Origin of the sequence: Soonwooa sp. (assembly GCF_032062245.1) — a bacterium.
Taxonomy (GTDB): domain Bacteria; phylum Bacteroidota; class Bacteroidia; order Flavobacteriales; family Weeksellaceae; genus Soonwooa.
Genome location: NZ_DAMBQF010000001.1, coordinates 161897 through 176010 on the forward strand (window position 1 = coordinate 161897; position 14114 = coordinate 176010).

The window sequence follows — 14114 nt, forward strand, 5'->3', positions numbered from 1 at the left end:
AGAAAAATTTAACCCGCATTACGCTATATCTTCTTTGATTTAGAAAACGAAAACATAAAAAGAAAGATTAGTAAAAAGCAAAAAAGGATGTCGCTTCAATCGGGGCTAAATAGAAAGTTTCCCTCATAATAACAAAACAAAAAAAATGGATACTCAAGATAAAAACCAACTTCAAGAAACAAGAAACCAAGCTTTATACAAAGCCCTTTGCGAACGAATTCTCGTTTTGGATGGCGCAATGGGAACCATGCTTCAGCGCTATGGTTTCGAGGAAGAAGATTATCGCGGCGAGCGTTTCAAAGATTGGAAATCTCCAGTGAAAGGCAACAACGATTTACTGTCTTTAACGCAACCACAAGCTATTGAAGAGGTTCACAGACAATATTTAGAAGCAGGTGCAGATATTTTGGAAACCAATACTTTTTCGGGGACAACCATTGCGATGGCAGATTACCACATGGAAGAATTGGTTTACGAATTAAATTACGAATCTGCTAAAATTGCTCGTAAAGTTTGTGACGAATTTACGGCGCAAAATCCCGACAAACCGAGATTTGTAGCAGGTTCAATTGGACCGACTAATAAAACCGCAAGTTTAAGTCCAGATGTTAATGACCCTGGATTCCGTGCGATTACATTTGATGAATTAAGAATAGCTTACAAGCAACAAGCAGAAGCTTTGTTAGACGGTGGTTCAGACATTCTTTTAGTGGAAACCATATTTGACACACTAAATGCAAAAGCGGCACTTTTTGCCATCGACGAAATCGCAGAAGAACGCAACATCCGAATTCCCATCATGGTTTCAGGAACAATTACTGACGCTTCTGGCCGAACATTGAGTGGACAAACAGCGGAAGCCTTTTTAATTTCGGTGTCGCATTTAGATTTGTTAAGTGTAGGTTTCAACTGTGCTTTAGGAGCGAAACAGTTGACTCCTTATTTGGAAACCATTTCTAGCAACTCGGAGTTTTTTATTTCGGCGTATCCAAATGCAGGTTTACCCAATGCTTTTGGTCAATATGACGAAACTCCCGAACAAATGGCAGCTCAGATTAAAGAATACGTAGACAAAAATCTCATCAATATCATCGGAGGTTGCTGTGGAACAACGCCGCCACACATAAAAGCCATTGCTGATTTGATGAAAGATTATAAACCGAGAAAAATCAATGTGATAATTTGATAATGAGTTAATGCGATAATTTTTCACAACATTATCTAATTTTCAAATTACCTTATTATCTCAATTTAAAATATGAAATATTTAAAACTTAGCGGATTAGAACCGCTCATCATAACACCAGAAAGTAACTTTATCAACGTTGGTGAAAGAACCAATGTTGCAGGTTCCAAAAAGTTTCTTCGTTTGATAAAGGAAGAAAAATTTGCGGAAGCTTTGGATATTGCCAGAAATCAAGTTGAAGGTGGCGCCCAGATTTTGGATGTCAATTTCGATGATGGATTATTGGACGGAAAAGCCTCCATGGTGAAGTTCCTTAATCTTATCGCTTCCGAGCCTGATATTGCTAGAATTCCGATTATGATAGACTCTTCAAAATGGGAAATTTTGGAGGCTGGACTTCAAGTGGTTCAAGGGAAACCTGTCGTGAATTCCATTTCGTTGAAAGAAGGTGAAGAAGAATTCATCAAACATGCAAAAGCCATAAAACGTTATGGTGCAGCGGCGATTATCATGGCGTTTGACGAAGTTGGACAAGCTGATAATTACGAACGACGAATAGAAATCTCGAAGCGTTCGTATGATATTTTGGTGAACAAAGTTGGCTTCCCCGCCGAGGATATTATTTTCGATTTAAATATTTTCCCTGTAGCAACGGGAATGGAAGAACATCGTCGAAATGCAATTGATTTTATTGAAGCAACAAAATGGGTTCGCGAAAACCTTCCACATGTTTCGGTGAGTGGTGGCGTTTCCAATGTTTCGTTTTCGTTTCGTGGGAATGATGGTGTGAGAGAAGCGATGCACTCGGTTTTCTTGTATCATGCCATCAAAAACGGGATGAATATGGGAATTGTAAATCCAACTATGTTGGCAGTTTACGACGAAATTCCAAAAGAATTATTGGAATTGGTAGAAGATGTTATGCTTGATCGTCGAGATGATGCCACTGAAAGACTTCTTGATTATTCTGAAACGCACAAATCAACAAAGAAAGAAAAAGTCGAAGATTTATCTTGGCGAGAACTTCCTTTGCAAGACCGAATTACACACGCTTTGGTGAAAGGAATCGACCGATTCATCGAGGAAGATGTGGAAATTGCACGTCAGCAAGCAGAAAAACCGCTTCACGTTATCGAGATTAATTTGATGACAGGAATGGGCGTCGTTGGTGATCTCTTCGGAAGCGGAAAAATGTTTTTGCCGCAAGTCGTAAAGTCGGCGCGAGTGATGAAACGCGCAGTTGGGTATCTACAACCATTTATTGAAGCTGCAAAAGATATTAGCAAACCTACTAACGGAAAAGTTTTGATGGCAACTGTAAAAGGCGATGTTCACGATATTGGAAAAAATATTGTGAGCGTGGTTTTGGGTTGTAACAATTACGAGATCGTGGATTTGGGTGTAATGGTTCCGGCGGAAAAGATTATTCAGACTGCGATTGATGAAAATGTGGATGTTATTGGTTTGAGTGGTTTGATTACGCCAAGTTTGGACGAAATGGTGCATATCGCCGCAGAATTGGAAAGACAAAACCTTGATTTCCCTTTGATGATTGGTGGTGCAACAACTTCCAAAGCGCACACTGCGGTAAAAATTGACCCAAAATATAAAAATACAGTTATCCATGTTAATGATGCTTCACGAGCGGTTAACGTAGTAAGTTCTTTATTAAATAAGGAAAAATCCAATGTTTATGGTTTGGATTTGAAAAAAGAATACGAAGATTTCCGCGAAAAATTCTTGAATCGTCAAGTCGATAAAGAATATGTTTCGATTGAGGAAGCGCGGGAACAAAAGTTTAAAATTGATTGGGAAAACGAAAAGATTTCGATTCCAAAAAAATTGGGAATCACGATTATTGAAGACCAAAAATTGGATGATTTAATTGACTTTATCGACTGGTCGCCGTTTTTCAGAAGTTGGCAGTTGTTTGGAAAATTTCCAGATATTTTGACAGATGAAATAGTTGGCGAACAAGCAACAATACTTTTTGATGAAGCAAAATTAATGCTCAAAAAAATCCTTGAAGAAAAGAGTTTTAAAGCAAAAGGTATTTTCGGAATTTTCCCTGCGAACGCTAATGAACAAGACGATATTTTGGTGTATGACGAGAATCAAAATGTAATTTCAACATTCCGAACGTTGAGACAGCAACATAAAAAATCGGCTGGTAAAGAATATTTCGCATTATCCGATTTTGTGGCGCCAAAAAACATCGGTAAGCAAGATTATTTCGGAGTTTTTTGTGTTTGTACTGGTTTTGGAGCAGACGAATTAGCGAAAGAATACGAAGATAAAAACGACGACTACAACGCAATTATGGTGAAAGCTTTGGCTGACCGTTTTGCAGAAGCCTTTGCCGAATATCTGCACAAAAAAGTGAGAACGGAATATTGGGGTTATTCGGAAGACGAAACTTTGGATAACGAAGATTTGATTAAAGAAAAATATTTAGGAATTCGTCCAGCTCCCGGCTATCCAGCTTGTCCAGACCACTTGGAAAAACTGACGATTTGGGATTTATTAAAAGTAGAAGAAAATATCGGCGTTAGCTTGACAGAAAGTTTGGCAATGTGGCCAACAGCAGCGGTTTCGGGATATTATTTTGGAAATCCTAAATCTAAATATTTCGGGGTTGGAAAAATTTCGGAAGACCAATTGAAAGATTACGCCGAACGAAAAGATGTGGATATAGAATTTGCAAGAAAATGGTTAGCTCCGAATCTTTCGGAGGTGTAATGAGTTTAAAATTTAGGTTTGAAGTTTAATGTTGAAAGTTTTCTGGTTGATCTTGGGAAGAACGAAGATTCAACTTAAAACTCGAAACTTGAAACTCGAAACTTGAAAACGCGCATCTCACACCTCAAACCGCGTAAGCGATGGTAGCGGATATCCTTTTTTTGATGACTGAGCGGAGTCGAAGTCACCAAAAAAAGATAGCAGCGAACGTAGCGACCCGAGCGGCTGGAAAAGCTTGGCGAGGGATACGCCCAAATAAAAAACAAAAAAAATGAAAGTAACTGAACATATTGAAAAAGCGAACGGAAAAACATTGTTTTCCTTTGAAATATTGCCGCCTTTGAAAGGGCAAAACATAAAGTCGATTTTTGATGGAATTGACCCGTTGATGGAGTTTAATCCTGCATTTATCGACGTGACTTATCATCGTGAAGAATATGAGTATATCGAGCGTCAAGACGGACTTTTGGAGAAGCGTGTGGTAAGAAAACGCCCCGGAACTGTTGGGATTTGCGCGGCAATCCAAAATAAGTACAAAGTGGATGCGGTACCCCATATTTTGTGCGGTGGTTTTAGCCGCGAAGATACCGAAAATTTCCTGATTGATTTGGATTTTTTGGGTATCGAAAATGTGGTAGCACTTCGTGGAGATGCCGTGAAATCTGAGATTTATTTTAAGCCCGAGAAAAACGGTCATGCCAATGCAAGTGACTTGGTGAAACAGATTCAAGGTTTGAATTTGGGTGCTTATTTGGATGAATCTTTGGAGAATTCTTGTCCGACCACTTTTTGCATCGGCGTTGCTGGTTATCCCGAAAAACACATGGAAGCGGCGAGTCTTTCGCAGGATTTGCAATACTTGAAAAAGAAAGTGGAAGCTGGCGCGGATTACATCGTGACGCAAATGTTTTTTGATAACGAAAAGTATTTTGAATTCGTGGAAAAATGCCGTGAGGAAGGAATAAATGTTCCAATTATTCCGGGTTTGAAACCTTTGGTTACTAAAAGCCAATTGAGTATGATTCCGCACCGTTTTAAGGTAGATATTCCGAACGATTTAGTGATTGAAGTTGCGAAAAGTAAAGACAATAAAGCTGTAAAAGAAATCGGCATCGAATGGTGTATCCAACAAAGTAAGGAACTTCTGGAAAGAGGTGCTCCGGTTTTGCATTACTACACGATGGGGAAAAGCGAGATTACGAAGAGAATCGCGTCGTCTGTATTTTAAATTTAGGATTCATAATTAAAAAAAGGAGAACTATTTATTTTGTCTTTTTATATTGTGTTGCCATCTCTGCAATAGGGATGGTAGCGTCACATCCAAGATATAGCGAACAGCCCGACCCGAGTAGCTGCTGAGTGATGGGGAGGGAATTGTTCTGAAAAATAGAATTTTAATTCCCGCAATTTTTGACTAAATTTGTAACTATGAGTCAAAAATGGATTTATAAACCAGAACCCGATGAAGACATAGTAGATGGTCTCATTTCCTCAATTGGATTTGGAACTTTAGAATCCAAACTTCTCGTTTTGCGTGGCATCGACAATTATCAAAGTGCTCGCGAATTCTTTAAACCAAACGGAAACGATTTCCACAGTCCTTTTTTGATGGCGGACATGCAAAAAGCGGTTGAACGCATTGCAACAGCTATCGAAATTGGCGAAAAAATATTAGTATACGGCGACTACGACGTGGACGGAACAACCTCTGTGGCGCTAATGTACCTCTACCTCAGCAAAATCGTTGACAAAAAATATCTTGATTTTTATATCCCAGATCGTAACGTTGAAGGCTACGGTATTTCGACGGAAGGCATTGACTTTGCGAAAGAAAATGGGTTTAGCTTGATTATTGCGCTTGACTGCGGAATAAAATCTATCGATAAAATTGAATATGCTAACAAGCTAAAAGTCGATTTTATAATTTGTGATCACCACTTGCCAGGTGACGAAATCCCGAAGGCTGTGGCTGTCCTTGATCCAAAACGTAAAGATTGTCGCTATCCTTATAAAGAACTAAGTGGTTGTGGTGTCGGTTTTAAACTTTGCCAAGGGCTAAATACTATTTACAAAATTCCTGAAAACGAACTTTTCGAATTAACGGATTTACTAGCGATTAGTATCGCTTCCGACATTGTTGCAATGACTGGAGAAAATCGAGTTTTGGCTAAACAAGGGCTTAAATTTTTGCGTAAAACTAGAAAGTTCGGTTTGCGATTGTTGATTCCTGAAGAGAAATTAGCGCATTTTGAAATTTCTAATATTGTCTTTGACATTGCTCCAAAAATAAACGCTGCAGGAAGAATTTCGCACGCAAAAGCGTCTGTGGAACTGATGATCTCTGACAACCTAAAACAAGCACAACAGATTGTAAATGAGATTATTAACCTAAATGATGAACGTCGAGAAATGGATCACACGATTACGCAATCGGCGATGAATCAGGTTGAATCTTCAACTGAAAGCACCTACTCTACTATTGTCTACGATCCGTCTTGGAATAAAGGCGTTATCGGCATCGTGGCTTCGCGATTAATCGAAAGTCACTTTAAGCCAACTTTAGTTTTCACGGACGGTAACAATGGCGAAATGGTTGCTTCGGCAAGATCGGTTTCGGATTTTGATATTCATGCGGCTTTGGACTATTGTTCGGATCTTTTCCAGAAATTTGGAGGACATCAAGCTGCGGCAGGACTATCGATGGACAAAGAGAATTTTGAAGTTTTCAAAATTATGTTTGAAGGTTATGTTCGCGACAACATTCAAGAGCATCAAAAAGAACCATCTATCTACATCGACAGCGTTATCAACATCGATGATCTCAACCGCGAGTTTTATAATTTCCATCGAAAGTTGGCGCCATTTGGACCAAAAAATATGAAACCAGTTTTGGTTTTAAAAGATATAAAAGTCGCTGGATACGTCCGACTAATGGGCAAAGATGGCAATCATCTCAAATTTTTTGTACATCAACCAAGTACCAATCGCAACATCGAATGTATTGGTTTTAAACTGGGCATTTATGCCGAAGATTTCCGTACAAAGTCTTTTGATTTGGCATTTACAGTTGAAGAAAATCACTGGAAAGGTAACGTTTCTTATTTTTTAAACATTAGAGATGTTAAGTTTCATTCTTAAAATTTAAAAATGAAAAAAATCGGTTTGTTTTTCGGTTCGTTTAATCCCATTCATATTGGACATTTGATTTTGGCCAACTATATTCTGGAAAAATCGGATATGGAAGAATTGTGGTTTGTGGTAAGTCCGCAAAATCCTTTTAAAGATAAAAAATCACTTCTTGCCGATCATAATCGATTGGATATGGTGAATTTATCTATTAAACATTATCCAAAAATGCGTGCGTCGGATGTTGAATTTTCGCTTCCAAAACCAAGTTACACCATTGACACTTTAACTTATCTTCACGAAAAATACCCGAATTACCAGTTTAGTTTGATCATGGGTGAAGATAATTTGGCGGGACTTCATAAATGGAAAAACGCTGAAGTTTTAATAAAGAATCATCAAATTATTGTCTATCCAAGGCTGTTTGAAGGTGAAAAGAAAAATAACGACTACACTTCCGAAGGCGAAAATATCATTCTGATCAACGCGCCCATTATCGAATTGTCTGCAACTGACATACGTAACATGATTAAAGAAGGCAAAAATGTCCGTCCAATGCTTCCTCCAGAAGTTTTTGAATACTTAGATGGAAGTAATTTTTATAAATAAGTTTTCAATTATTTGATAATTTGCATTAAATGAAACTTATTTTCAGCATTCTATTTTCATTTGTTTGCTTTGGTATTTCGAAAGCACAAAATCTTTATTCTAAAGCTTATGGCGACAAGAAAAACCCAGCGATTATTTTTATCCATGGTGGACCAAGCGGAAATTCGAATTTGTTCGAAGCAACAACCGCGCAAAAGTTAGCAGACAAAGGTTTTTATGTTATTGTCTATGACAGACGCGGCGAAGGTCGTTCCAAAGATGAGAATGCGACGATGACTTTCCAAGAAAGTTTTGACGACCTCAACCAAATCTACGAGTTGTATCATCTAGAGAAAGCCAACATTTTGGCGCATAGTTTTGGCGGAATTGTTGGGACACTTTACACCAATCATTATCCTGAAAAAGTAAAATCTCTTATACTTGCAGGCGCTTTGGTCTCGCAACAAGAGACTTATGATCATATTTTGGAGAACGCGAAATCAGCTTTTAAAAATGATGAAAATAAACTTCGAGAAATTTCTACGATTGAAAGTCTGAACAAAAACTCAGCGGAATACAGAAAGAAAACTTATGATATTGCTAGTGATTTGGGGTATTTTTCGATGCCAAATCCGACAACAGAAAGTCAAAATTTGAGACAAGAATTTGAAAATTCGGAGTTTTATAAAACTAATTTTAGAAACCATAATTCGCCTTTATTATTTTATAAAAATGAAACTCAAAATAATCTAGATAACAAGGGAGTGCTTTTAGAAATTACGAAAAAGAAAATCCCTCTTTTTGCCATTTATGGACAAAATGACGGCATCTTTTCAGCGAAACAGTTAACGGATTTGCGTAATATTGTAGGAGCAAACAATTTTAGAATTCTTGATAATTGTTCGCATTATTTGTTTATTGATCAGCAAAATCAATTTTTAGATTTTATTAAACTTAAAATAAAAAAATAGTTTCAAAACTTGAGTTATGTATGCTCAAAACTAAACTGAATTATGAATTTCATCGAAAAATACTTTTCAAAATATCCAGAAGAAAAAGTCCTAAAATGGTTTAAGCAGGTTTGCGTTGCAGAAGCGATTTCATGTTTGTTACTTTACGGTTTCGCGCTGATCTGGAAACGTTATGACCAAGAAGGACTTTTGCCAACGATTTTTATCATCATTGTCGGAAATATCCACGGTTTATTTTTCACACTTTATCTTCTATTATGTGTGCCAGCACGCAAAATTTACAATTGGGATGATGAAGATTCTGTCATTGCGCTCATAGCAGCTTTCTTCCCTTTCGCAACGATTTGGGTTGAAAAAAAGTTAGCCCGAAAAGATCGCGAATAGTATTTAATTTTAACATTGAAATTCAAAATAAGCAACACCGAATTTTTTTTCGGTGTTTTTTTGTGCCTTGTTGTAACAAAAATATAAGACTTGTTGTCTAATTGTATAAAGCATTAAATTTTAAACGAAATTTTATTAACTGAAAACCAGTATATTACAGTTAAATAAAAAACATTTTTAGTACTTTGTATTGCATAATACTGATTTTAATATATATCTTTGCTTTGTTCAATATTAAAACATACACACTTCTAAAAAATTACTATTATGAAAACGCCAATATTAATCGCCGCATTATTCTTCAGTGGATTTGCAATTGCTCAACAAAAAATAAATGACACAATCAAATCTCAAAGTACAAAAGAGATTGAAGCTGTTATGATTACAAAACAAGTTTTCAAAAAGCAAAGTGATCGTTTTGTTTACGACGTTGCAGCTTCTCCTGTTGCCAAAGGAAATACAACTTTTGACTTGTTGAAGCAAACGCCTCTTCTTTCTACAACCGACGATAAAACATTGAAAATCGCTGGGAAAAATAACGCGATTGTGTACATCAATGGAAGAAAATCTAATATGGATGCGGAATCTTTGGCTTCTTTTCTAAAAAACACACCTGCAGAAAACATTCAAAAGATTGAAGTTATTACACTTCCTGGAAGCGAATATCAAGTGGAGGCTTCGGATGGCATCATTAACATTGTTTTGAAGAAAAAAATGACGGATGGACTTAACGGAAATTTCAGAATGTCGAACACGCAAAACAAATATAATTCGACATCGAGTAGTGCATCGCTTAACTATAGAAAAGGAAAATTCGGTCTTAACGCCAATATCACAGGAAGTCAAGAAATCGAACCTCAAGAATACATCATCAGAAACGGAAATAAAAACACAGTAACCGAATCTGTTGGTCCTATCGACAGTCCTGAAAAAAACTTGGGCGGTTACATCAACATGGATTATCAATTAACCGACAAAAGTAATCTTGCGTTGTCATGGAATACTTGGGCGAGTAATAATAAAGGCGCGACAATTTTACTTAACAACACGTACAGCAATTACGACGATAACGGAAATCTGACGAATCGTTTTTATAATTTGAGCCGAAATGTGCTCAATAATAGATCTTACAACAATAATTTCAACTTGAATTATGAATTGAAAACCGATGAAGAAGGAAGTAAATTAAATTTGAATGCTGCTTATCTTACCTACAAACGAATTCAAGATTCGGATAACAGAACTTATGCTTCAGACGCCAATTGGAATCAAGGTGCTTTAGCGAATCAAATTATTCAAGATACGCCACAGAATATCAACAATATTTCTGCAATGGCAGATTACATCAAGAAATTTAAAAATGATTTTTCGGTTTCGGTTGGTGGAAATTATAATAAAACGAAAACTGAAAACGACACGAAATACGAAAGCACGAATTTCGCAGCAAACGAAGCAACTAAATACAAACCAAACTTATTTGAATATGATGAAAATATCTATAGTTTCTATTTAACATTAGAAAAGAAATTTTCTGATAAATTTTCCGGAAAAATTGGAACACGTTACGAAATCACCAACAGCATCGGGACTTCGGATAATCCGCCAGCAGAACGACCAGACATGGCACGCGTTTATAAAAATTACAACAATGTTTTGCCATATTTAAGTCTAAACTATGCGATTAATGACAAAAATAACATTTCGTATGCGTTCTCTAGCCGAATGAGAAGACCAAGTTTTTGGGAATTGAATCCCGTACGAAACATCATTACGCAAGACAACTACACGCAGAATAATCCATTTGTAAAAGCGTCTTCGATATACAATCAAGAGTTGACGTATATGTTCAAAAATTCTTATTTCTTGATCCTTAATCACTCGTATTTTAAAGATGTAATTACGATGGTTCCGTTACAAAGAGATGTCGTTCGCGACGGAAATACGTACAGACAATTGGCTTACATCCGCAGCAATTATGGCGACAAACAAGAAATGTCGGCGATGTTAGGAATGCAGAAAAGCTTCTTCAACCAGTATTTAACAACCAATTTTAATATCGGTTTGCAACATAATATCAATAATGGAACTTTGAATTCGGATCCAACAACAGGCGAAATTTTCGATACGTATACCAACACGAAAAAGTCAACAAGTTTACTTATTCAAACCAACAACACGATTCGTTTAGACAAAGCAAAGACTTGGTTTATAGGCGTTAATTTCTTTTATGTAGATAAACAACAAATCGATTTTGGACAGTTGCAAAGTCTTGCAGGATTGGATTTAAGCATCAAAAAACTTTGGAATAATTGGACGTTCGCAGTTAATGTCAACGATGTTTTAAGAACTAATATTGTAAAAATTAAAGATGAACAAGCTAACGGAAATTTCAATTATCTGTCTAATAACTCTTTCCGAAGAGGCTTAACAGCGAGTGTTACCTATAATTTCGGAAATCAAAAAGTTAAAAAAGTAAGAGACATCGACAGTGCTGCTGGCGACATCAAATCCAGAACACGTTAATCTAAATTATAATTAAACTTTTCAACAAAAAAACTTCAGCCTGTACTGAAGTTTTTTTTTATTAGGAGCTAATCCTGCTGTCCGCTATATCTTTAGCATTGTCGCTCGGACGGCTCCGCTACGCTCCGCCGCCTCACTCCAACGCCAAAGGATGTCGCTTCCATCAGGGCTAGGGAGTTTGTCATCCATAGAAACTAATCCTTCGGTAAGAAAACCTCAGCCAACATACAACGAGCGCTTCCGCCGCCATTGGTTTCAATGGTTTCAAGATCCGAATATATAATTTCGGAATACTTTTCAATTTGATTTATTTGACTATCACTCAAAGACTTATAAGCCGACTGACTCATCACAAGATAAGTTTTTCCTTCATCATTTCTAACTTGCAGCATATTACCAGCAAACTGTTGCATTTGCGCTTCGGTGATTTCAACAATTTCTTTTCCAGAATCTGCGAGGCTGTTCACCACATTTTGTCTTTCGTCCTCGTCATCAATACATTCTAAACAGATTACTGCAAAACGATCCGCAACGCACATCATCACATTAGTATGATAAATAGGAAGTCGCTCATTATCATAACTTTGGAACGAATGAAAAACAACTGGCGTATAATTGTATTTAGCACAAAACTCACGGAACAACTTTTCATCCAATCTTAAAGAAACAGAACCATAAGCAATTTTGTTATCATGATCGAAAATCATACTTCCGGTGCCTTCCAAGAATTTTTCATCTTGTTCGCTTCCGCTAAGATCATCTATTTTACTGATATTAAAACCTTTAGCTTTAACTTGATCTAAAATATCTTGACTACGTTCTACTCTTCTATTTGGAGCAAACATTGGATAAAGTACAACTGTTCCGTCTTCTGCAAAACTCACCCAATTATTCGGAAAAATAGAATCTGGCGTATGCGGCTCCAAAGTATCTTTAATAGTGATTACGTTAATACCTTTACTTCTAAGTTTTTCAACAAAAGCATTAAACTCCGCTAAAGCTTTCTCCTGAACTTCAGCACCTTTTTGCTCTACCTGAAAATAATTATTCTCCGCCGTTTGGGCATTATAACCGAAAGCTATCGGCTCAATCATCAAAACTGTATTCGTTGTCTGCATAATTTTTAGTTAAGTCACAAAAATAGCAAAGTTCCGCAGAATAACTACGGAACTTTTAAAATTATAATTTTGTTTTCAGAATCGTTAAAATGCTTGTTCAAAATCCGCAATAATATCGTCGATATGTTCAATACCAACACTTACTCGGATTTGTCCTGGCGTGATACCCGCTGCTTTTTGTTCGGCATCACTCAACTGCTCGTGCGTTGTTGATGATGGATTGATAACCAACGTTTTAGCATCACCTACGTTTGCAAGATGACTCGCCAATTTTAATGAATTAATAAATTGAACCGCAGAATCTTTTCCTCCTTTTATTTCAAAATTAAGAACACCTCCAAAACCTCGTTTTAGATATTTTTTTGCATTTTCCTTATCAGTGAAACTTTCAAGTCCTGGATAAATTACTTTTTCGACATTTGGATGATTTTCTAAAAACTCTGCTAACTTTTGTGCGTTAGAAACTGTTCTTTCTAAACGAAGTGATAAAGTTTCTAAACCTAACAACAACTGATGAGAATTAAACGGCGAAATCGCAGGACCAAAATCTCTAAGACCTTCTACTCTAGCTTTAATGATAAATGCAATATTCCCAAAATCTGAATTGACACCAAAAACATCTGTAAACACCAAATCATGATAACCAGCCGATGGTTGAGACAACAACGGGAATTTCCCATTTGCCCAATCAAACTTTCCAGAATCTACAATAACGCCGCCAACACTTGTACCATGACCGCCAATCCATTTAGTCGCCGATTCAACAATGATGCTTGCACCATGCTCAAATGGGTTAAACAAATATCCACCAGCTCCAAAAGTATTATCAACAATCAACGGAATGTTATGCTTTCCAGCGACAGCTGCAATAGCCTCGAAATCAGCTACATTCAGCGTCGGATTTCCTATGGTCTCGACATACAAAGCTTTGGTATTTTCATCAATTAAAGCTTCAAAATCTTCAGGATTGTCGTCTTTTGCAAAACGTGCTTCGATTCCAAATTTTGCAAAACTCACTTTAAATTGGTTGTGACTTCCTCCATACAAATAAGGCGATGTCACGAAATTATCACCATTTTGCAAAATATTAGTAATCGCGATAAACTGAGCAGCGTGTCCAGAAGAAACCGACAAAGCGCCAACGCCTCCATACAAAGCGGCAATTCTTTTTTCGAAAACGTCAGTTGTGGGATTCATTAATCGGGTGTAGATATTTCCGAAAGCTTTGAGACCGAAAAGATCCGCAGCATGTTGCGCATCATTAAAAGTATAAGAAGTTGTTTGATAAAGAGGAACTGCGCGACTGTTTGTATCTCTGTCAACGGTTTGTCCTGCGTGCACTTGTAAAGTTTCGAATTTTAAATTGCTCATTTTGTATAAATTTTAAATCGTTAATCAACTAAAAACTTATCCAAGATGTCGAGCAATTGCCGGAAAAATAAAAACTCTTCCGACAAGTCGAAAGAGTTTTTTGAATAT

At 36.9% G+C, this 14114-nt stretch carries 10 protein-coding genes; 8 read left to right on the forward strand and 2 right to left on the reverse strand.

Annotated features, from left to right (window positions below; genetic code table 11):
- Positions 1-145 precede the first annotated feature (145 nt).
- The 8 genes from RT037_RS00750 to RT037_RS00785 all read left to right on the forward strand — a co-directional run bounded on the left by RT037_RS00750 (position 146) and on the right by RT037_RS00785 (position 11517).
- The gene (locus tag RT037_RS00750) at positions 146-1186 is read left to right on the forward strand and encodes a homocysteine S-methyltransferase family protein (RefSeq protein ID WP_312324064.1); all 1041 of its coding nucleotides are present in this window, start codon (positions 146-148) and stop codon (positions 1184-1186) included.
- A gap of 72 nt (positions 1187-1258) precedes the next feature.
- Positions 1259-3925 carry a methionine synthase gene (gene metH, locus RT037_RS00755; RefSeq protein WP_313027107.1) on the forward strand — a complete coding sequence of 889 codons (2667 nt, stop codon included), beginning with the start codon at positions 1259-1261 and terminating at the stop codon, positions 3923-3925.
- 271 nt (positions 3926-4196) lie between these two features.
- A complete protein-coding gene (gene metF / locus RT037_RS00760) occupies positions 4197-5153 on the forward strand; it encodes a methylenetetrahydrofolate reductase [NAD(P)H] (RefSeq protein WP_313027109.1) in 957 nt (318 codons plus the stop codon).
- 200 nt (positions 5154-5353) lie between these two features.
- The gene (gene recJ, locus RT037_RS00765) at positions 5354-7063 is read left to right on the forward strand and encodes a single-stranded-DNA-specific exonuclease RecJ (RefSeq protein WP_313027113.1); all 1710 of its coding nucleotides are present in this window, start codon (positions 5354-5356) and stop codon (positions 7061-7063) included.
- 9 nt (positions 7064-7072) lie between these two features.
- On the forward strand, positions 7073-7660 hold the full coding sequence (gene nadD / locus RT037_RS00770; protein WP_312322231.1) for a nicotinate (nicotinamide) nucleotide adenylyltransferase: 588 nt from the start codon (positions 7073-7075) through the stop codon (positions 7658-7660).
- 29 nt (positions 7661-7689) lie between these two features.
- Positions 7690-8610 carry an alpha/beta hydrolase gene (locus RT037_RS00775; protein WP_312322229.1) on the forward strand — a complete coding sequence of 307 codons (921 nt, stop codon included), beginning with the start codon at positions 7690-7692 and terminating at the stop codon, positions 8608-8610.
- A 42-nt stretch (positions 8611-8652) separates the two neighbouring features.
- Positions 8653-8994, forward strand: coding sequence for a DUF3817 domain-containing protein (locus RT037_RS00780; protein ID WP_313027118.1), 342 nt, complete (start codon positions 8653-8655; stop codon positions 8992-8994).
- A 267-nt stretch (positions 8995-9261) separates the two neighbouring features.
- Complete coding sequence (locus tag RT037_RS00785) at positions 9262-11517, forward strand: outer membrane beta-barrel family protein (RefSeq protein WP_312322225.1); 2256 nt, start codon at positions 9262-9264, stop codon at positions 11515-11517.
- 194 nt (positions 11518-11711) lie between these two features.
- On the opposite strand, the gene ctlX is transcribed toward RT037_RS00785, so the two are convergent.
- Together ctlX and RT037_RS00795 are read right to left on the reverse strand one after the other, a co-directional pair.
- On the reverse strand, positions 11712-12635 hold the full coding sequence (gene ctlX, locus RT037_RS00790) for a citrulline utilization hydrolase CtlX (protein WP_312322223.1): 924 nt from the start codon (positions 12633-12635) through the stop codon (positions 11712-11714).
- Between the two features lie 84 nt (positions 12636-12719).
- Entirely contained in the window at positions 12720-14006 is a 1287-nt protein-coding gene (locus RT037_RS00795) for an O-acetylhomoserine aminocarboxypropyltransferase/cysteine synthase (RefSeq protein ID WP_313027123.1), read from the reverse strand.
- Between the last annotated feature and the right edge of the window lie 108 nt (positions 14007-14114).